The following is a 19,504-nucleotide window of genomic DNA, read 5'->3' on the forward strand; positions in this document are numbered from 1 at the left end:
ACTCCCCCAGAAGGGGTAACGTCGCAACCATGAACGACAGAGCACCCGCGCCGGGAGGGCTCGCGCTGATCCAGGAGCTGGTGAACTCACTGGATCTGGAGTCGGGCGCCGACCGCCTGGACACCGAGGAGGGGCGAAGCGCCTTCGGTCTCGCCCCGGGCGACGTGGCCGCGGCGCGTGAGCTGCGGGAGTCCCTGCGGGCGGCCTGCCTCGCGCACGCCGGGCACCCGGCACACGCCCCGGTGCGGGAGCTGAGCGAACTCCTCGCGGCGGGGCCGCTGTTGGTGAAGGTGGACGGCGCGTCCGGCGCGGCGTCGCTCGCCCCCGCGGACGGTTCGGCGCTCACCGCGCGGGTGGCCTCGGCGATCGCCGAGGCGCTCGTCTCCGGTACGTGGCTGCGACTCAAGGCGTGCGAGGCGGTGACCTGCCGCTGGGCCTACTACGACCGCAGCCCGGCCGGGCGCGGCCGGTGGTGCGACATGGGGGTGTGCGGGGCCCGCGCCAAGATGCGGGCGTACCGCGCGCGGAAGTCGGCGTCGCCTCCGCCGGACAGGCCCGCCCAGGGATCCGCCCGCCCCGACTAGGGATCCGCCCGCCCCAAAAGTGACCTGCGCCACAAACTGTCACAGCGGTGAGGCGCCCGGTGTCTTGATGCCGAATCCCCTTCGAGGGGGCTTCGGACGGACTTCAAGCGGACTCCAAGCGGAGGAGACACCATGGCTGAGAACACCGATGTGGTCGTGATCGGCGGCGGTTACGCCGGCGTGATGGCGGCCAATCGTCTGACGCTGCGCGACGACGTGACCGTGACGCTGATCAACGCGCGCCCCGACTTCGTCCACCGGATCCGCCTGCACCAGCTGGTGGGCGGGACCGGCGACGCGGTCGTCGGCTTCCGCGAGGTCCTGAGCGAGCGTGTCCGGCTGACCGTCGACTCCGTGGCGCGGATCGACCCGGCGGGCCGCAGCGTGGAGCTGGCCTCGGGCGGCACGGTCGGCTACGACTACCTGATCTACGCGGTGGGCAGCGGCAGCGCGGACCCCGGCGTGCCCGGAGCCGCCGAGTTCGCCCACCCCCTCGCGGACCTGGAGGAGGCGGAGCGGCTGCGGCCGGTGCTCGACAACGCGCCCGCGACGGCCCCGGTGACGGTCGTAGGAGCCGGTCCGACCGGCATCGAGACCGCCGCCGAGCTGGCGGAGGCGGGCCGCGCCGTGACCCTGGTCTGCGGCGGCGTACTCGGCCCGTACCTGCACACCAAGGGCCGCCGGTCGGTGGCCACGCGGCTGGCGCGGCTCGGGGTGACCGTGCTCGACGGTTCCGGTACGAAGGTGACGGCGGTGACCCGCGACGCCGTACGGCTCGCCGACGGCCGCGAGCTGCCGAGCCGCGTCACCGTCTGGACCGTCGGTTTCGGCGTGCCGGACCTGGCCGCCCGCAGCGGGCTGAGCACCGACGCCCTGGGCCGCCTGCTGACGGACGAGACGCTGACCAGCGTGGACGACGAGCGCGTCGTAGCGGCCGGGGATTCGGCGGCGCCCTCGGGCCTGCCGCTGCGGATGAGCTGCCAGGCCGCGATGCCGCTGGGCGCGCGGGCCGCCGACACGGTGCTCAGCCGGATCGCGGGTGAGCGGCCCGCGGACCTCAAGCAGTCGCTCGTCGCCCAGTGCATCAGCCTGGGCCGCAACGACGGCATCTTCCAGTTCGCCAACAGGTCCGACGTGGCGGTGGGGTTCCACATCGACGGCGGCCTCGGCGCGAAGGTCAAGGAGGCCGTGTGCAAGGGCGTCCTCAAGCACCTGGCCGACGAGGCGGGCAAGCCCGGTAACTACCGCCTGCACCGCGTCCCGGGAGACACCAGGCGCCGCCAGCTGCTCCGGGCCGGACACCGCGAGGCATCGAAGCCCGCTGAGCGGACGGCCTGACCGGACACCGACAGGTGGGGCAAGATCAGACGGCTGCCGAAGAATCAGACGGCTGCCGAAGAAAAGGACGTCGAGACATGAGCGACCGCCCCGCCGACCCCGCGACCGAGACATTCGTCGCCCACCGCAACCTCCTCTTCACCGTCGCCTACGAGATGCTCGGCTCGGCGGCCGACGCGGAGGACGTCCTCCAGGAGACCTGGCTGCGGTGGGTCGGGGTCGATCAGCAGCAGGTGGACGACGAGCGCGCCTACCTGGTCCGGATCACGACCCGACAGGCGCTCAACCGGCTGCGCACCATGAAGCGCCGCAAGGAGGCGTACGTCGGGCAGTGGCTGCCCGAGCCGCTGCTCACCGCGCCGGACGTGGCCGAGGACGTCCTGCTGGCGGAGAGCGTGTCGATGGCGATGATGCTCGTCCTCGAAACGCTGTCGCCGACCGAGCGCGCCGTCTTCGTGCTGCGCGAGGCGTTCGACATCGGCTACGAGGAGATCGCGGCGGCCGTCGACAAGAGCCCGGCCGCGGTCCGCCAGATCGCGCACCGCGCCCGCCGGCACGTCGACGCCCGCCGCCCGCGCCAGAAGGTTTCCCCGCGCCGGGCCCAGGCGGCCCTCGAGGCGTTCCAGCGTGCGCTGGACACCAGGGACATGCAGGGCCTCCTCGACGTACTGGCACCGGAGGTCGTCCTCGTGAGCGACGGCGGCGGCATCAAGCGGGCCGCGCTGCGGCCTATCGCGGGCGCCGACAAGGTGGCGCGCTTCTACCTCGGCGGTAGCGCCCGGGTCGGGGCCGTGGTCACCACCGAGCCCACCCTGGTCAACGGCGCTCCGGCGCTCCTCGTACGCCTGGACGGCGAACTCGACGGCGTCCTGGCGGTGCGCGTGGAGGACGCGCGCATCACTGGCCTCTACTACGTACGCAACCCGGAGAAACTGTCGCGGGTGGCGTCGCAGACGCGGCTGACGCGGGGATAACGCGGGGCAAACGGGCGGGTGGGTGGGAAGCACCCGCCGCGAAGCGGGCGGACCAGGGGGTAGCGCAGGTCGACCGCTCAAGGCAGGCGGAACAGAACCCCCTGCTAGGCCGCAGGCCTGCCCATCGCCCGGTAGGTCCAGCCCGCCGCCCGCCACACCTCGGGGTCGAGCGCGTTGCGGCCGTCCAGGATGACCGGCGCCGCCGCCACGGAGGCGAGCCGCGCCGGGTCCAGCTCGCGGAATTCGCGCCACTCCGTGAGGTGCAGTACGACGTCCGCGCCGCGTACCGCGTCCTGTGCCGTGTCCGCGTACGCCAGCGTGGGGAAGAGCCGGCGCGCGTTCACCATGCCCTTGGGGTCGTAGACCGTCACCTGCCCGCCCTGGAGGTGGATCTGCCCGGCGACGTTGAGGGCGGGGGAATCACGGACGTCGTCGGAGTCCGGCTTGAACGTGGCGCCGAGCACCGCGACCCGCTTGCCGAGGAAGGACCCGCCGCCCAGCGCCTCGCGCGCCATCTCGACCATCTGGCCGCGCCGCCGCATGTTGATGGAGTCGATCTCGCGCAGGAAGGTCAGCGCCTGGTCCGCGCCGAGTTCACCGGCCCGCGCCATGAAGGCGCGGATGTCCTTCGGCAGACAGCCGCCGCCGAAGCCGATCCCGGCCCGCAGGAACTTCTTGCCGATCCGGTCGTCGTGCCCGAGCGCCTCCGCCAGCTTCACGACGTCACCGCCCGCGGCTTCGCACACCTCCGCCATGGCGTTGATGAAGGAGATCTTCGTGGCGAGGAAGGAGTTGGCGGAGGTCTTGACCAGTTCCGCCGTGGGGAAGTCCGTGACGACGAAGGGCGAGCCCTCCGCGACCGGCGTCGCGTACACCTCGCGCAGCAGCTTCTCGGCGCGCTCGCCGCGTACGCCGACCACGATCCGGTCGGGGTGCAGCGTGTCCTGGACGGCGAAGCCCTCCCGGAGGAACTCCGGGTTCCACGCCAGTTCGACCTCGCCGCCCGCGGGGGCCAGCTCCAGGATGCGGGCGGCGAGCCGGTCCGCGCTGCCGACCGGCACGGTGGACTTGCCGACGACGAGGGCGGCCTTGTTCAGGTGCTTGGCCAGCGACTCCACGGCCGCGTCGACGTACGACATGTCGCACGCGTACTCACCGTGCTTCTGCGGGGTGTTCACGCAGACGAAGTGGACGTCGCCGAATTCGGCGACCTCCGCCCAGTCCATGGTGAAGCGCAGCCGCCCGCTGGAGCCCTCGATGCCCGCGACGTGCTTGCGGAGCAGCTCCTCAAGGCCGGGCTCGTACATGGGGACCTCGCCCCGCTGAAGCATGTCGATCTTCTCGGGGACGACGTCGAGACCGAGGACCTCGAAGCCGAGTTCGGCCATGGCCGCGGCGTGCGTGGCGCCGAGATAGCCGGTGCCGATCACGGTGATCTTGAGGGCCATGCGGTGCTCCAGAGGGTCTGCGAGGGCTTGTCGCTACGGTGCGCTGACCGAGCATAGTCGGGCGTGTCGGGGCCTCTCACCGGGCACGATTGCCGCTGTCGCCAAGCTCACGTATCCCCCGCACCGGGGGCGGCACTAAAATTTGGGTTACTTAACGGTAATTAGCATCCTTGGAGCGTGAGAGACCTTGGCCGGATCGGCTGATTTCGACCTGTACCGCCCGTCCGAGGAGCACGACATGCTCCGGGACGCGATCCGCTCGCTGGCCGAGGCCAAGATCGGACCGTTCGCCGCCGAGGTGGACGAGGAGGCCCGCTTCCCGCAGGAGGCCCACGACGCGCTCGTCGCGAACGACCTGCACGCCGTGCACGTTCCGGAGAGCTACGGCGGCGCGGGCGCCGACGCCCTGGCGACCGTCATCGTGATCGAGGAGGTGGCGCGCGTCTGCGCCAGCTCCTCCCTCATCCCCGCCGTGAACAAGCTCGGCTCGCTGCCCGTCATCCTCTCCGGCTCCGAGGAGCTGAAGAAGAAGTACATGACGCCGCTCGCCCAGGGCGAGGGCATGTTCTCGTACTGCCTGAGCGAGCCGGACGCGGGCTCGGACGCGGCCGGCATGAAGACGAAGGCCGTCCGCGACGGCGACTTCTGGGTCCTCAACGGCGTGAAGCGCTGGATCACCAACGCGGGCGTCTCCGAGTACTACACGGTCATGGCCGTCACCGACCCGACCAAGCGGTCGAAGGGCATCAGCGCCTTCGTCGTCGAGAAGTCCGACGAGGGCGTCTCCTTCGGCGCCCCCGAGAAGAAGCTCGGCATCAAGGGCTCCCCCACCCGCGAGGTCTACCTCGACAACGTCCGCATCCCCGCCGACCGCATGATCGGCGAGGAGGGCACGGGCTTCGCGACCGCCATGAAGACCCTGGACCACACCCGCATCACCATCGCGGCCCAGGCCCTCGGCATCGCGCAGGGCGCCCTCGACTACGCCAAGGGCTACGTCCAGGAGCGCAAGCAGTTCGGCAAGCCGATCGCCGACTTCCAGGGCGTGCAGTTCATGCTCGCCGACATGGCGATGAAGATCGAGGCCGCCCGCCAGCTGACGTACGCGGCGGCGGCGAAGTCGGAGCGCGGCGACAAGGACCTGACCTTCCAGGGCGCGGCGGCGAAGTGCTTCGCGTCGGACGTCGCGATGGAGGTCACCACGGACGCCGTCCAGCTCCTCGGCGGCTATGGCTACACCCGTGACTACCCGGTCGAGCGCATGATGCGCGACGCGAAGATCACGCAGATCTACGAGGGCACGAACCAGGTCCAGCGGATCGTCATGGCGCGGAACCTCCCCTAGCAGGGTTTTCACGGCCCGCCTCTCACCTGCATAGACGTAACGGCCCCCGGCACTCTGCCGGGGGCCGTTCGCAAACAGACAGTCGGACAGACAAGGTCCGGTGCGGCACGGTTCGGGGAGCACGTCACCAGGGCTACAGACAGAAACGCGGGCCTCTCCAGGTAGAAGCCGTGGGACACGTCTCCACCCCAACCCAGCCGATCAGCTGCGGAGTTGACCAGGAGCGCCAGCCGCGTACTGTCGCGGTCCGACTCGGAGGCGAACCGGGGCGCGTACTCGGCGAGCCGTTCCCCGAGCCATTCCGCCGCTTCCTTCGGCTCCTCCCAGGTGCCTTGGACCAGCCTCTCCGGCTTGATCAGCCAGTGCGCCGTTTCCAGCGGCGGCAGGTCCGCGGTCGGGAACTCCGCCTTCACTTCCTTGTATCGCTGCAACAGCTCCGGCTTGTCGTCCGGAGGGGGATCAGGATGCGGAGGCCGCCTCAGCGCCTCGTCATCGAACCGTTGCTTGGAGCCGGTCCACAGATAGCCGTGGTGGTGCAACTGTCGTCCCGTCCAGTGCAGGAAGAGGAGGAGCCCCCGACCGGCCCTGCCCCTCGGGGGTGAGCCCGGGCCGGGGGCTCTCAGGGATGGCCGTCAGGCGGACAGGCCGAAGCGGGCCGGATCGATACCGGCCGCGTCCAGTTCCTCGGTGGTGAAGCGCAACGGCTCCGCGCTGGCGCGCTTGCTGTCGCCGAGCGCCCACGCGTCGGGGCCGATCTTCGCCAGCGTGGCGCAGGCCTCACCATCGGGATGCGTGTTGCCCCCGCACGCCTTGTAGAACGTGGTGCCGTCGAGGGGGAGGCTGTACAGGTCGGTTCCGTTTTCGGGCATGGTGTGCCTTCCTGTGTGGTCGGTGCAAGGGCGGACGGAGAGCCGGTACTGATCCGTTTTCGACACGTACAAGTCACCCGGGCCCCAGCAGACCGCCCGAAGCGGTTGGCAGTTGACGGATGGACCCGAGCCCCGCGCCCGGCGTATCAGCACGTACTCATCGTTCTCGGCGGGCGAGACCCTATCCACAAACTTGCATGAGCTTGCACAGCAATAAGCGTGGCCAGCAGCTGTATTGACGGTGTCTCTGCTGGTCGGCGATGCTCGTGCAAATCCGAGCAAGCCCCCGCCCCCTAGACCAGGGAGCCAACCATGGCTGCGAAGTTCGTCGGCATCGACCCTGACACTGACCGGGACCACTGCCCCACTGTGTGGGCGGACGAGGAAGCGCAGGAAATCTTGTTGCAGGGGTGGAAGCCGACCCCGGAGACGCAGGCGGAATGCCAGGGCACCAGTCCCGCGAATGGTCCGGTGCCCGACAGCGAGGCCATCGTCAGGATTCCGGCCCGGATGATTCCGATGATCAGGGAGGCATGTGATGTCGTCGAGCGTGCCCAGCTTCGCTGAGCTGCTTGGCCAGTGCGAGCGGTCCGCCGTTCATCTGGAGCTGCGCGACTCGTACGCCATCACGGACCGGTTTGAGGCGTGGAAGCGTGGTGAGCGGATCCGTTGGGAGGATCGCGAGTCCTGGTGGCACCCCTATGACCAGATGATCGCTGACGCTGTGACCAGAGGCGTCGTGATCCGAAGGGCGCGGGTGATCTCCGAGCCGGTATCGGAGTACATCCGCTGGGAGCACTACGTCACCCACGCCAACGTCACCGCAGGTGAGCAAGTGCGATGGCTGCCACGGCGACGGGCCACGACCATCGCCCTGCCGGGGAATGACTTCTGGCTGTTCGATGACACCCTGCTCCGGGTGCACCACTTCTCGGGGGATGGCGCGGTGGTGGAGGACGAGATCACGGGCGACCCGGAAGCCGTGAAACTGTGCTCCGCCGCGTTCGAAGCGGTCTGGGAGCGAGCGATCCCGCATCACCAGTACAAGGTCTGACGAAAGCCGGCTCCATGCCCTCGCACCCCTCTTCACGCGTTCAGAAGGCCCGCGAAGCCTTGGCCGGCCGACTGCGTGAGATCCGGAAGGACGCGGGGATCAGCGGGCGTGAGCTGGCTGTCAGGTGCGGCTGGTCGGAGTCGAAGTCGTCCCGGATCGAGAACGCCAAGACGCCTCCGTCCGACGCCGACATCCGAGCGTGGTGCCGAGCCTGCGCCGCTGAGGAACAAGCCCCCGACCTGATCGCGGCCAACAGGCAGTCTGCTGAAGCACATGTGGAATGGAAGCGGCTCCAGCGAACGGGGCTCCGGAGACTCCAAGAGAGCACCGGCGACCTGTACCAGCAAACCAAGGTCTTCCGCGTCTACGTATCCGACGTGATTCCCGGATTCCTTCAGACTCCGGGATACGCCTCTGTGTTGCTTTCCTCCATCGCGGATTTCCGTGCGACACCGGATGACGTGAGCGACGCCGTGGCAGCTCGGATACGGCGTAACGAGGTGTTGCGCAAGGGCGGACGCCGGTTCTCCTTCGTGTTGGAGGAGTCAGTGTTGCGATACCGGTTGTGCGGTGCCGACACCATGGCGGCGCAGCTTGGCCACCTGCTCGGGGTCATGGAACTTCAGAATGTCGCAGTGGGCATCGTCCCGTTCTCGGAACAGCGGGTCATCTGGCCCATGCCGACCTTCACGATCTTCGACGACCAGAGGGTGCACGCTGACACGCTGGATGCCGCCTCCACCCTCACACAGCCAAGTCAGGTCGAGATGTACGCCCGCGCCTTTGAACGTCTCTCTCAGCAGACAGCACGAGGAGCGGCGGCTCGCTCCCTCATCGCGGGCGCGGTGGCATCCCTGGGCTGAGCAGTGAGGGCGCCGCCCAGGTCGGGCGGCGCCCCATCGGCGTATCCGCGAGCGAGCGCCCGCCGCCTCAGCCGTCCAGTTGGGCCAGCGTCGCGATGGACGGGCCCCTGCGGGACTGCACGTCCCTTGCCACGGCCTCGGCCGCGCCCAGTACCCGTACCGCGTTCTGCCACGTGAGCTTGGCCAGGTCGGGCTTCGACCAGCCGCGGTCGAGCAGTTCCGCGATGAGGTTCGGGTAGCCCGCCACGTCTTCCAGGCCGTCCGGGGTGAACGCCGTGCCGTCGTAGTCGCCGCCGATGCCGATGTGGTCGATGCCCGCCACCTCGCGCATGTGGTCGAGGTGGTCGGCGACCGTGGCCGCCGTCGCGTGGGGGCGGGGCGTCGACTCCTCGAAGGCCGCGTGGACCCGCATCGCCTCGGGCGTCGTGTCGAGGTGGTGGAAGCCGTGCGCGCGCATGTTCTCGTCGGCGGCCACCGTCCAGTCGACCGCCGCCTGGAGCACGAACTTCGGTACGAACGTCACCATCGCCACGCCGCCGTTGGCGGGCAGCTTCGCCAGGACGTCGTCGGGGATGTTGCGCGGGTGGTCGCACACCGCCCGCGCCGACGAGTGCGAGAAGATTACCGGGGCCACCGAGGTGGCCAGTGCCGCCCGCATCGTCGTCGCCGCCACGTGGGAGAGGTCGACCAGCATGCCGGTGCGGTTCATCTCGCGTACGACCTCGTGGCCGAAGGGCGACAGACCGCCGACGCCCGGCTCGTCCGTCGCCGAGTCCGCCCACGCGATGTTGTCGTTGTGCGTGAGCGTCATATAGCGCACGCCCAGCGCGTGCAACGCCCGCAGCGTGGCGAGGGAGTTGTTGATCGAATGACCGCCCTCAGCGCCCATCAGGGACGCAATACGGCCCTCGGAGCGCGCCTTCTCCATGTCCGCCGCGGTCAGCGCGCGAGCCAGGTCCGCCGGGTGGCGCGCCAGCAACCGCTCGACGCAGTCGATCTGTTCGAGCGTCGCGCTGACCGCCGCGTCGCCCGCCAGATCCGTGCGCACGTACACCGACCAGAACTGCGCGCCGACACCGCCCGCCCGGAGCCGGGCGATGTCCGTGTGCAGGCTGCCCGTCCGGTCCGCCGCGATGTCGAGGCGGTCGAGGTCGTAGTCCGCCTTCTCCCGCAGGGCCCACGGCAGGTCGTTGTGGCCGTCGACGACGGGGAAGTCGGCGAGCAGAGCACGTGCTTCGTCGAGGGAAGTCATGCGATCACTTTCCCGAACCGAAGCCGAATCCGGAACCCGCTCCCTCGACCTTGGTGCGCAGCCGCTTGCCCTTCTCCGTCGCCTGGTCGTTCAGATCCTGCTGGAACTCCCGCATACGGGACAGGAGTTCGGCGTCGTGCGAGGCCAGGATCCGCGCCGCCAGCAGACCCGCGTTGCGCGCGCCGCCGACCGAGACGGTCGCCACCGGGACGCCCGCGGGCATCTGCACGATGGACAGCAGGGAGTCCATGCCGTCCAGGTACTTCAGCGGTACGGGGACACCGATCACCGGCAGCGGGGTCACCGAGGCCAGCATGCCCGGCAGGTGGGCCGCGCCGCCCGCGCCCGCGATGATCGCCTTCAGGCCGCGGTCCGCCGCCTGCTCGCCGTACGCGATCATCTCGTGCGGCATGCGGTGCGCGGAGACGACGTCGACCTCGTAGGGGATCTCGAACTCGTCGAGGGCCTTCGCGGCGGCCTCCATGACGGGCCAGTCCGAGTCGGAGCCCATGACGATGCCAATAACGGGGGAGGTCATTCGGTGATCGTTCCTCTGAGGTAGCCGGCTGCGTGGCGGGCGCGGTCGAGGACCTCGTCCAGGTCGTCGCCGTAGGTGTTGACGTGCCCGACCTTGCGGCCCGGCTTCACGTCCTTGCCGTACATATGGATCTTGAGCTGCGGGTCACGCGCCATGCAGTGCAGATACGCGGCGTACATGTCGGGGTAGTCACCGCCCAGCACGTTGGCCATCACGGTCCACTTGGCGCGCGGGCGGGGGTCGCCGAGCGGCAGGTCGAGCACGGCCCGCACGTGATTGGCGAACTGCGAGGTGATCGCGCCGTCCTGCGTCCAGTGGCCCGAGTTGTGCGGGCGCATCGCCAGTTCGTTGACGAGGATGCGGCCGTCGGGCGTCTCGAAGAGTTCGACGGCGAGGTGGCCGACCACGCCCAGCTCCTTGGCGACGCGCAGCGCCAGCTCCTGCGCCTCGCCCGCGAGGGCCTCGTCCAGGCCGGGCGCCGGGGCGATCACCGTGTCGCACACGCCGTCGACCTGCTGGGATTCGACGACGGGGTAGGCGACGGCCTGGCCGTGCGGCGAGCGGACGACGTTCGCCGCCAGTTCGCGTACGAAGTCGACCTTCTCCTCGGCGAGCACCGGGACACCGGCCCGGAAGGGATCCTCGGCGTCCTCGACGGAACGTACGAACCACACCCCCTTCCCGTCATAGCCGCCACGCACCGTCTTCAGAATGACCGGAAACCCGTCGCCCTCGGCCGCGAAGGCGGCCACGTCGGCCGGGTCCCTCACGATCCGGTGGCGCGGGCACGGCACGCCGATCGCCGTGAGCTTCTCGCGCATCACGCCCTTGTCCTGGGCGTGCACCAACGCGTCGGGCCCCGGACGGACGGGGATGCCGTCCGCCTCCAGGGCCCTGAGGTGCTCGGTGGGTACGTGTTCGTGATCGAAGGTGATCACATCGCAGCCCCGCGCGAAGTCACGCAGCGTGTCCAGGTCGCGGTAGTCGCCGATGACGACATCGCCGACGACCTGCGCCGCGGAATCCTGCGGGGTGTCACTGAGGAGCTTGAATTTCAGGCCGAGGGGGATACCCGCCTCGTGGGTCATGCGGGCGAGCTGACCGCCGCCGACCATGCCGACTACCGGGAACGTCACGCCTCCAGGGTATCGGCCGCTCCCGGCCACCCGGGCACGGCCGGATCCCGTCGCCCCCGTTCCCCTTCCGTCACTGCGGCGCCGCGGTGTCCGGACGCCCGCGAGCGCCCGAACGGACCGCTGGTTAGCATGGCTGGGTCGACACGACCGAAACACCAATCCGTCGGCACGTACACGACCGGCCGCGCGGCCGGTGCGAATCGACGGGGGCTGGGGCGACCACCATGACGGAACGGGGTGCGCTGCGGGCGCGTCTGGATCGGCTCGCGCGCGAGGTCGCCAAGTTCGGGGCCGTCGGAGCGGTCGGGACGCTGGTGAACTTCGGCGTCTTCAACCTCGTACGCCACTTCACGGATCTGCACGTCGTGCGCGCGAGCGTGATCGCCACGCTGGTCGCGATCGTCTTCAACTACGTGGGGTTCCGCTACTTCACGTACAAGGACCGTGACAAGACCAGGCGCACCCGGGAACTCACCCTGTTCCTGCTGTTCAGCGCGGTCGGCCTGGTGATCGAGAACGGCGTGCTCTACGCGGCGACGTACTGGTTCGGCTGGGACGGCAGGCTCCAGGCCAACTTCTTCAAGTTCCTCGGCATGGGCATCGCCACGCTCTTCCGCTTCTGGTCGTACCGCACCTGGGTGTTCAAGGCGCTGCCCGCGGGTGAGGGCGTGGGCGTGGCCCCTGCGGAATCGTTCCTGGCGAAGCCCTCGCTCGACGAGTCGCTCGATGAGTCACTGGGTGAGTCGGACGAGCGCCGGCCCGCGGTGCGCCGCGCGAGCTGACGCTTACGGGCTTACGGGCTCGCCGGCTCATCGGACCGTTTTCTCCGCGGCCGTCTCGTTCTTCGAGAGCGGGGTGCGGGACAGGAAGAGGCCGAAGATCGGCGGCTTCGTCTGGAGCATCTCCAGGCGCCCGCCGTCGGCCTCGGCCAGGTCCCGGGCGACCGCGAGGCCGATACCCGTCGAGTTGCGGCCGCTGATGGTCCGCTCGAAGATGCGCGCCCCGAGGTCGGGCGGAACGCCGGGGCCCTCGTCCGTGACCTCGATGACCGCCTGGTTGCCGGTGACGCGGGTACGCAGCGCGACCGTGCCGCCACCGTGCATCAGCGAGTTCTCGATCAGCGCCGCGAGGACCTGCGCCACCGCGCCCGGCGTGCCCACCGCCTCCAGGTGCCGCTTGCCGGAGCTGACGATGGCGCGGCCCGCGCTGCGGTAGGCGGGGCGCCACTCCTCCAGCTGCTGCTTGATGACCTCGTCCAGGTCGAAGGCGACGGCGGATCCGGTGCGCGGGTCGCGCGAGTTGGTGAGCAGCCGCTCCACGACATCGGTGAGCCGCTCCACCTGCGCCAGCGCGATGGTCGCCTCCTCCTTCACCGTGTCCAGGTCGTCGGTGACGGTGATCTCCTCCAGTCGCATGGACAGGGCGGTCAGCGGGGTGCGCAGCTGGTGGGAGGCGTCGGCGGCCAGGCGCCGCTCGGCGGTCAGCATGCGGCCGATGCGGTCGGCGGAGGCGTCCAGGACGTCGGCGACGCGGTCCAGCTCCGGTACGCCGTAGCGCTTGTGGCGGGGCCGGGAGTCGCCGGAGCCGAGGCGTTCCGCGGTCTCGGCGAGGTCGGTGAGGGGCGAGGCGAGGCGGTTGGCCTGGCGCACCGCGAGGAGCACCGCGGCGACGATGGCGAGCAGGGCCACGGCGGCGATGATCAGCAGGGTCCGCCCGACTTCCCTGGTGACGGCGGCGCGCGGCTCCTGGACGGTGACCCGCTCGCCCTGCTCGCCGGGGCTGGTGGCGCTGATCACGTCGCCGGTGGGGCGCTTGCCGATCTCGATGGGCGCGCGGCCGGGGATGTCGATACGGGCGTAGCGCGCGGTGGCGACCTGGTCGCGCAGGATGGCGCCGCTGATGTGCTCCTGGCTGATCAGGCGGCTGTCGACGATGCTGGCGAGGCGCATGGCCTCGGAGTCGACGCGTTCCTGGGCGCTGCTGCTGATGGTCCTCGTCTCTACGATGACGAGGCTCACCCCGAAGACGGCGATCACTACGAGGACGACGGCGAGGGTGCTGTTGATCAGGCGGCGGCGCATCTACTCAGTGTCGCGGATGAAAGCGCCCCGAAGGGGCGCGGGGAACGGCGCGCGCAACCAAAGAACTACCCGCAGACGCGTCTGCCCACGGCGGTTCAACGGCGGGTGCGGCCCCGTCGTGGCTGATCGCGCAGTTCCCCGCGCCCCTTACGGGGCGCCCCTCACGCCGCTCAGAACAGCGCGGCCAGCCGGCCACGACCCGCAGACGCGTCTGCCCACGGCGGTTCAACGGCGGGTGCGGCCCCGTCGTGGCTGATCGCGCAGTTCCCCGCGCCCCTTACGGGGCAGCCAGGAGATGTGCATGTCCAGCGTCTTGGTGGACGACCACCACGTCGTGTCCCAGACCTCCCGCATCAGCTGGTCGCGCGTGACGACCCGGCCCGCGTCGCGCACGAGGACCCGTAGAAGGTCGAACTCCTTCGCGGTGAGCTGGAGTTCGTCGTCGCCCATCCAGGCGCGGTGCGACTCGACGTCGATCCGCACGCCGTGCGTGGACGGCGCCTCCTTGTGCTCGGTGGCGCCGCGCCGCAGCAGGGCCCGGACCCGGGCGAGCAGTTCGGCGAGGCGGAAGGGCTTGGTCACGTAGTCGTCCGCGCCCGCGTCCAGGCCGACGACCGTGTCCACCTCGTCGGCCCGCGCGGTCAGGATGAGGATCGGCACCGTGAGCCCGTCGGCGCGCAGCCGGCGGGCGACCTCCAGGCCGTCCATGCCGGGGAGCCCCAGGTCGAGTACGACCAGATCGACACCGCCCTGGAGTCCGGCGTCGAGAGCGGTCGGGCCGTCCTCACGCACTTCGACCTCGTAACCCTCCCTGCGCAGGGCGCGGGCCAGCGGCTCCGAGATGGACGCGTCGTCCTCGGCGAGCAGTACACGGGTCATGGAGTGATGGTAGTCCGCAGTGGACAACAGTCGTGCGGTGCTCGCACAGTGGGGGGCGAGACCTTCGGCTATGGGATTCGATCTTCATAAACACCTTTGTTTATGCGTCGTTGGTTGCATGGAAACCTGTGATCCATCTCTCAAGTCCTTCCATATGCATCCCTGCCGTGTCGTATGGTGACCCAACGCCTGATGCACTATTCAAGGACCTTTGGCCCGCTGTGCGCGCCTTAGGTCTCTTTTATGTGCAGGCCGGCTTCGGCCAGCCTTGAATCGAATGACCTGTGGTCGGGCCCTGCGCGCGAGGATGCGCCCAGGGTGTGGATCCCGGAGTTCGCCTTCCCTCTCCCCCTCACCGGGGGTGGACCTCCCCCGGGCGTGGGGCAGGGGCGGGCGGGACCGGTGCCGACCGCCCCCCACCGGGCGCGCTCACGCTCCTGCCGCGCGTCCCGAACCCACGAGGATCGACCCATGGCGTCCAGCCTGACGAAGGACTCCGCCAGTACCCCTGGCTCCGAGAAGACCTTCTTCGGCCACCCCCGCGGACTGGCCACACTGTTCATGACCGAGATGTGGGAGCGGTTCTCCTACTACGGCATGCGCGCCCTTCTCCCGCTCTACCTGGTGGCCCCCGGCGGGCTGAACCTGGACGCGGGCACGGCGATCGCCATCTACTCCGTCTACATGTCGACGGTGTACCTGCTCGCCCTGCCGGGCGGCTGGTTCGGCGACCGGGTCTGGGGCCCGCGCAAGACGACGGCCATCGCGGCCTGCGTGATCGTGCTCGGCCACCTGATCCTGGCGCTGCCCGCGGACGCGACCTTCTATCTCGGTCTGCTGTTCGTCGCCATCGGGTCCGGCCTGCTGAAGGCCAACATCTCGACGATGGTCGGCCACCTCTACAACGGCCCCGCCGACCCGCGCCGTGACGGCGGCTTCACGCTGTTCTACATCGGCATCAACATCGGCGCCTTCGTCGCCCCGCTGACCATCGGCACCGTCGGCCAGAAGGTCGACTGGCACCTCGGCTTCGCGCTCGCCGCGCTCGGCATGGCGTTCGGTCTGATCCAGTTCCTGGTCGGCAGCCGCCACCTCGCGGAGAAGTCCAGCTTCGTCCCGAAGCCGCTGAGCGCCGCGGAGCGTGCCTCCACGCTGAAGAAGTCCATGCTGTGGCTGCTCGTCGCCGTGGTCTTCTACGCGATCGTCGTGGGCACCGGCACGTACACGCTGACCTGGGCGACCGTGCCGCTGCTGCTCATCGGTCTGGCCGTGCCGATCATCGTGCTCGCCCGCATCAAGCGGGACAAGGAGCTGACGGCCACCGAGCAGTCCAAGGTCTCCGGCTACATCTGGTTCTTCGTCGCCGCCGCCGTCTTCTGGATGATCTACGACCAGGGCGCGTCGACCGTGGCCCTCTTCGCGGAGAAGCACGCGGACACCAGCGTCTTCGGCTGGGAGTTCCCGGTCTCCTGGTTCCAGTCGGTCAACCCGGTCCTCGTCATGGCGCTGGCCCCGGTCGCCGCCTGGCTGTGGCTCTACCTGAACCGCAAGAACAAGGAGCCGAACACCGTCGTCAAGTTCGGCGCGGGCCTGGCCCTGACCGGTATCTCCTTCTTCGTCTTCCTGCTGCCGCTGACGATGGCCGGCGACGGCAAGGTCAGCCCCTGGTGGCTCGTCCTGATCTACTTCTGCCAGACCGTCGGCGAGCTGTGCATCTCCCCGGTCGGCCTGTCGGTCACGACCAAGATGGCCCCGGCGAAGTACGGCTCCCAGATGATGGGCGTCTGGTTCCTCGCGGTGACCGCGGGTGACGCGGTGGCGGGTCTGCTCTCCACGTACGGCGTCGACCTGAACAAGACCGGCGTCGTGGCCGTGGAGGCCGCGCTCGCGGTCCTGGCCGGCTTCGCGGTCTTCATGTACCGCAAGAACGTCAAGCAGCTCATGGGCGACGTCCACTGACGCACCCCGGTTGGGCATCGCCCTAACCGAACGCAGGGCCGCCGCACCACCCGGTGCGGTGGCCCTGCGTGTTTATGCGGGTGCCGGGCGCCCCGCGGGTGAACCATCAGCCCATGCGCCGCACCTTGCTCTCCCTCGCCCTCTGCGGGGCGCTCATGTCGTCCAGCGCCGCCACCGTCGAGGCCGCGCCCCGGCCGCCGGACGGGCAGGTCTTCTCGTACGGCGCCCACGCGCGCCAGAACATCACCGTGTACGGGCCCCGGTCCGCGCACCGGCCCGCTCTGGTGATCCTGCACGGCGGTTCGTGGGCCAGGGACACCGACTGGAGCGGCCGGGCGCGGTGGTTCGCGGCCCGTGGCTTCACCGTGTACGACACCGATTACCGGCTGACCTCCGACGCGGCCTGGCCCGCGCAGCGCGACGACGTGCTGGCCGCGCTGCGGTGGGTCCGGCACCGGGAGGGCGGCGAGCGGCCGCTCGTACTCGGCTCGTCGGCGGGCGGGCACCTGGCCGTGCAGGCCGGGACCTACGGGGCGGGGCGCTCGCGGGCGCGGGCGGTCGTGGCGCTGTCCCCCGTGGCCTCGCCGTACCGTGCGTGGGCGGACGGCGGGGCGCCCGGCGCGTCCACCGAGCGGCGGTCCCTGCGCGGGGCCGCCGAGCGGCTCGCGGGGTGCTCGCCGGACCTCGGCGGGCTGCGCTGCTGGGCGCGGTGGGACGATCTGGCGGCCGCGTCGCACGCCTCCGGCGCGAAGGACTCCCCGCTTCTGCTGATCCACTCCGTGGGTGACTTCGTGGCGCCGGCGCACTCGGCCGAGCTGGCGTCGGCGCAGCGCCGGGCGGGCCTGACCGACGTCAGCACCCGCACGGTCCGGGGCGCGGCCCACGGCGGACCTCTCCTCAACACCCCGAACACGGAACGGACGACCCTCGCCTGGCTGCGGGCACACTCATAACGCCCTCGCGACAGCGCCCCGCTAGGGGCGCGGGGAACGCCGCGAGCAACCCAAAACAACCCGCACCCACCGAGCCCCCCGACGGCCACAGACGCGACCGCGGCCCGCCACCAGCCGATCGCGCAGTTCCCCGCGCCCCCTACGGGGCCACAACCCACACCCCGCTAGGGGCGCGAGGAACGCCGCGAGCAACGCAACACAAACCGCGCCCGCCGAACCCTCCGACGGCCACCGACGCGACCGCGGGCCGCCGCCAACTGAGCGCGCAGTTCCCCGCGCCCCTGACGGGGCGCCTCCTAGGGGCGCCTCCCCGCGGCGGGCCCCCCGGGGTCCGCGTCGGGGGTGAACCACGGCAGGGCCGTCGTCGGCTCGGCGCGTGGGGCCGGCCGGCCGCCTCTATGGCGCCCGCGCCGGCGCCTCGGGCGGAGACGGTCGATCACGGCCATGCCGGCGCGGAAGACAGCGGCGGGCACCACGAGGCAGAGCAGGAGCCAGAAGACGGTGACTCCCCAGGGCCGGCCCACCTCCCACGGCTGCTCGGCCAGCACCTTCCCGCCGGACTTCAGCGAGACCAGATAGTCGCCGTGCGCCCCCGCCGCCAGCTCCACCGGCAGCTTGACCCGCGCCTTCTCGCCGGGCGCGATGGTGCCCCGCCACTGCTGCTCCTCCCACTGCGGCGCGAACACGCCATGGGAGGTGCCGACCTGGAAGACCGGGTCCTTGACCGGCTCCGAGCCGACATTGCCGACGGTGAAGGCCAGCGTGCGCCGCGGCGGGGACCCGAACCAGGTCAAGACGCCGCTGGAGCCTTCGAGGCCGGTGTCAGTGAGGATCGAAAGACTGCCGTCCTCGGCCCGCGAGGGCAGGGGCTCCACGGCGTGGCCCGCGACCTTGAACTCCGCGTCGGCCCGCGCCTTCTCCCCCTTCACCGTGGCGACATGGACGACGCAGGGGCAGGGCTTGGGCGGCTCGGCGACCGGAAGCTTCTTGCGGAAGGCGCCGTCCTCGTCCGTAGTGACCGCACGGCCCTCGGAGTTGGCGCAGGAGTTGGTGCCGCCGACGACGCCCCTGCCGGGCGCGGACTGGCCGCAGATCAACATCATGAGCAGGGCGTTCGGCCGCCACCCGGTACCCGTGACGGTGACAGAACCCCCTTGGCCCGCCTGCGACTTGGAGAGTCGTACGGTCGGCTTGTCCGCAGCCGACGCGGGCACCTGCGGCAGCAGAAGGAGGAGGAGGAAGACGAAAAGGAGGATCCGCTTGCCGTTCACCGCTTCTCTCCCCTCCCCCGACCCGCCTCCGCCAACTCCCGCCCCGTGTACGGCTCCTGCCCCTGCCCACCGGCCGGTTCCGGCACCTCGGGGTCACGTCTGCGTCCGCGTACGAGATGAAAGGCCCCGCCCGCCACGACGAGCAGCCCCGCTCCCCCGCCCGCCACCGCACCCCACGGCACGAAACGGGCCGACGCCGTGGCGCTGTCGCGGGCGCCGCCCGGTGCCGTCACCGTCAATCGCACGGACGCCGCGTCCAGAGCGGGCGCGTCCGGCCAGGGCTCGGTCAGGGAGACACGGCGGCCGGGCAGCAGTTCGACCGGCAGCGTGCGGGCCGGGCGGTCGACGAGCGTGCCGAAGACGCCCTCGGCGTGCACCGCGAGCTTCGGAGCCAGCACCGTGTTACCGCGGTTGACCAGCTCGTACGTAATGCGCCTGCCACCCTTGTCGGCCTCGCTGACCTTGACGTGCTCGATGGTGAGCGCGGCGAGCGTCGGCCCCTCGACCCGTAGGTGCAGCCGCACCCTCTCCGTACGTCCGCCGGCGCTCGCGACGATCGTCCCGGGGTGGTCGCCCGGCACCGCGCCCGGCGGGACCGTCACGGTGAACGGCACCTCGGCGCGGGTGCGCGGCGGCACCTCCACCCGCCGTTCCGCGAACCGGATCCACCCCCCGGAGCCACCGCCGCCCGCGTCCGCGCCCCGCAGCGACACCGTGCGGGGCCTCGGCGCCGGATTGGTGACCGCCACCGTGTCGTGGAGCACCGCGCCCGGGGCGCCCTCGGCATAGAAGGAGGGCCGCCCGTCCTTCGCGGGGCGCGTCCCCTCCCCGGCGGAGGGCGCGACGGACCAGGCCGGGGAACCGGCGCCGTCCGCGTACGCGGGACTCGCGACCGCCAACAAGCCGAGGACGGCGGCACACAGCACGGCGGCGCGCGCGGAGGACGACCTCAACGACCAC

Annotated in this window: 20 protein-coding genes; 10 read left to right on the plus strand and 10 right to left on the minus strand. The window is 70.6% G+C overall.

Features of this window, described 5'->3' with window-relative positions; all coding sequences use genetic code 11:
- The first annotated feature begins 29 nt into the window (after positions 1 to 29).
- The 3 genes from IG54_RS0134050 to IG54_RS0134060 all read left to right on the plus strand — a co-directional run bounded on the left by IG54_RS0134050 (position 30) and on the right by IG54_RS0134060 (position 2,896).
- On the plus strand, positions 30 to 584 hold the full coding sequence (locus tag IG54_RS0134050; RefSeq protein WP_037898266.1) for a CGNR zinc finger domain-containing protein: 555 nt from the start codon (positions 30 to 32) through the stop codon (positions 582 to 584).
- Between the two features lie 132 nt (positions 585 to 716).
- Entirely contained in the window at positions 717 to 1,922 is a 1,206-nt protein-coding gene (locus IG54_RS0134055) for an NAD(P)/FAD-dependent oxidoreductase (RefSeq protein WP_030793883.1), read from the plus strand.
- 77 nt (positions 1,923 to 1,999) lie between these two features.
- On the plus strand, positions 2,000 to 2,896 hold the full coding sequence (locus IG54_RS0134060; protein ID WP_030793885.1) for an RNA polymerase sigma-70 factor: 897 nt from the start codon (positions 2,000 to 2,002) through the stop codon (positions 2,894 to 2,896).
- A gap of 104 nt (positions 2,897 to 3,000) precedes the next feature.
- Here IG54_RS0134060 and IG54_RS0134065 read toward each other — a convergent pair whose 3' ends face one another.
- Positions 3,001 to 4,344: a UDP-glucose dehydrogenase family protein gene (locus IG54_RS0134065; RefSeq protein ID WP_030793888.1), complete on the minus strand. Its 1,344-nt coding sequence runs from the start codon at positions 4,342 to 4,344 to the stop codon at positions 3,001 to 3,003.
- A gap of 187 nt (positions 4,345 to 4,531) precedes the next feature.
- Here IG54_RS0134065 and IG54_RS0134070 point away from each other — a divergent pair, with 187 nt between their 5' ends.
- A complete protein-coding gene (locus IG54_RS0134070) occupies positions 4,532 to 5,689 on the plus strand; it encodes an acyl-CoA dehydrogenase (RefSeq protein WP_030793891.1) in 1,158 nt (385 codons plus the stop codon).
- Between the two features lie 8 nt (positions 5,690 to 5,697).
- Here the strand turns inward: IG54_RS0134070 and IG54_RS0134075 are convergent, their stop codons facing one another.
- Together IG54_RS0134075 and IG54_RS0134080 are read right to left on the minus strand one after the other, a co-directional pair.
- Entirely contained in the window at positions 5,698 to 6,228 is a 531-nt protein-coding gene (locus tag IG54_RS0134075; protein WP_234336451.1) for a hypothetical protein, read from the minus strand.
- Between the two features lie 93 nt (positions 6,229 to 6,321).
- Positions 6,322 to 6,558: a hypothetical protein gene (locus tag IG54_RS0134080; protein WP_030793897.1), complete on the minus strand. Its 237-nt coding sequence runs from the start codon at positions 6,556 to 6,558 to the stop codon at positions 6,322 to 6,324.
- Positions 6,559 to 6,870: 312 nt separating this feature from the next.
- Between IG54_RS0134080 and IG54_RS0134085 the strand changes: the two genes are divergently transcribed.
- Genes IG54_RS0134085 through IG54_RS0134095 form a run of 3 tightly spaced genes read left to right on the plus strand, consistent with a single transcriptional unit; the run spans position 6,871 to position 8,475 of the window.
- The gene (locus IG54_RS0134085; RefSeq protein ID WP_030793900.1) at positions 6,871 to 7,125 is read left to right on the plus strand and encodes a hypothetical protein; all 255 of its coding nucleotides are present in this window, start codon (positions 6,871 to 6,873) and stop codon (positions 7,123 to 7,125) included.
- Complete coding sequence (locus IG54_RS0134090; protein WP_030793902.1) at positions 7,097 to 7,612, plus strand: DUF6879 family protein; 516 nt, start codon at positions 7,097 to 7,099, stop codon at positions 7,610 to 7,612. The genes IG54_RS0134085 and IG54_RS0134090 overlap by 29 nt, the downstream gene beginning before the upstream one ends.
- 14 nt (positions 7,613 to 7,626) lie before the next feature.
- Positions 7,627 to 8,475, plus strand: coding sequence for a helix-turn-helix domain-containing protein (locus IG54_RS0134095; protein WP_030793904.1), 849 nt, complete (start codon positions 7,627 to 7,629; stop codon positions 8,473 to 8,475).
- A 67-nt stretch (positions 8,476 to 8,542) separates the two neighbouring features.
- Here IG54_RS0134095 and IG54_RS0134100 read toward each other — a convergent pair whose 3' ends face one another.
- Genes IG54_RS0134100 through IG54_RS0134110 form a run of 3 tightly spaced genes read right to left on the minus strand, consistent with a single transcriptional unit; the run spans position 8,543 to position 11,380 of the window.
- The gene (locus tag IG54_RS0134100; RefSeq protein WP_030793906.1) at positions 8,543 to 9,727 is read right to left on the minus strand and encodes a dipeptidase; all 1,185 of its coding nucleotides are present in this window, start codon (positions 9,725 to 9,727) and stop codon (positions 8,543 to 8,545) included.
- 4 nt (positions 9,728 to 9,731) lie between these two features.
- Complete coding sequence (gene purE / locus IG54_RS0134105; RefSeq protein ID WP_030793907.1) at positions 9,732 to 10,265, minus strand: 5-(carboxyamino)imidazole ribonucleotide mutase; 534 nt, start codon at positions 10,263 to 10,265, stop codon at positions 9,732 to 9,734.
- Positions 10,262 to 11,380, minus strand: a complete 1,119-nt coding sequence (locus tag IG54_RS0134110) for a 5-(carboxyamino)imidazole ribonucleotide synthase (protein ID WP_106977160.1) — start codon at positions 11,378 to 11,380, stop codon at positions 10,262 to 10,264. The genes purE and IG54_RS0134110 overlap by 4 nt, the downstream gene beginning before the upstream one ends.
- A gap of 245 nt (positions 11,381 to 11,625) precedes the next feature.
- Between IG54_RS0134110 and IG54_RS0134115 the strand changes: the two genes are divergently transcribed.
- The gene (locus IG54_RS0134115; RefSeq protein WP_030793912.1) at positions 11,626 to 12,183 is read left to right on the plus strand and encodes a GtrA family protein; all 558 of its coding nucleotides are present in this window, start codon (positions 11,626 to 11,628) and stop codon (positions 12,181 to 12,183) included.
- A gap of 27 nt (positions 12,184 to 12,210) precedes the next feature.
- On the opposite strand, the gene IG54_RS0134120 is transcribed toward IG54_RS0134115, so the two are convergent.
- Together IG54_RS0134120 and IG54_RS0134125 are read right to left on the minus strand one after the other, a co-directional pair.
- On the minus strand, positions 12,211 to 13,482 hold the full coding sequence (locus tag IG54_RS0134120; protein WP_030793915.1) for an ATP-binding protein: 1,272 nt from the start codon (positions 13,480 to 13,482) through the stop codon (positions 12,211 to 12,213).
- Between the two features lie 225 nt (positions 13,483 to 13,707).
- The gene (locus IG54_RS0134125; protein ID WP_051820321.1) at positions 13,708 to 14,361 is read right to left on the minus strand and encodes a response regulator transcription factor; all 654 of its coding nucleotides are present in this window, start codon (positions 14,359 to 14,361) and stop codon (positions 13,708 to 13,710) included.
- A 471-nt stretch (positions 14,362 to 14,832) separates the two neighbouring features.
- Between IG54_RS0134125 and IG54_RS0134130 the strand changes: the two genes are divergently transcribed.
- Together IG54_RS0134130 and IG54_RS0134135 are read left to right on the plus strand one after the other, a co-directional pair.
- Positions 14,833 to 16,320, plus strand: a complete 1,488-nt coding sequence (locus IG54_RS0134130; protein ID WP_030793917.1) for a peptide MFS transporter — start codon at positions 14,833 to 14,835, stop codon at positions 16,318 to 16,320.
- A gap of 113 nt (positions 16,321 to 16,433) precedes the next feature.
- Positions 16,434 to 17,273, plus strand: a complete 840-nt coding sequence (locus tag IG54_RS0134135; RefSeq protein WP_030793918.1) for an alpha/beta hydrolase family protein — start codon at positions 16,434 to 16,436, stop codon at positions 17,271 to 17,273.
- 296 nt (positions 17,274 to 17,569) lie between these two features.
- On the opposite strand, the gene IG54_RS0134140 is transcribed toward IG54_RS0134135, so the two are convergent.
- Entirely contained in the window at positions 17,570 to 18,544 is a 975-nt protein-coding gene (locus IG54_RS0134140; RefSeq protein ID WP_030793919.1) for a hypothetical protein, read from the minus strand.
- Entirely contained in the window at positions 18,541 to 19,497 is a 957-nt protein-coding gene (locus tag IG54_RS0134145; protein ID WP_158708980.1) for a hypothetical protein, read from the minus strand. The genes IG54_RS0134140 and IG54_RS0134145 overlap by 4 nt, the downstream gene beginning before the upstream one ends.
- Between the last annotated feature and the right edge of the window lie 7 nt (positions 19,498 to 19,504).

It is taken from the genome of Streptomyces sp. NRRL S-920 (assembly GCF_000717945.1).
Classification (GTDB): Bacteria; Actinomycetota; Actinomycetes; order Streptomycetales; family Streptomycetaceae; genus Streptomyces; species Streptomyces alboniger.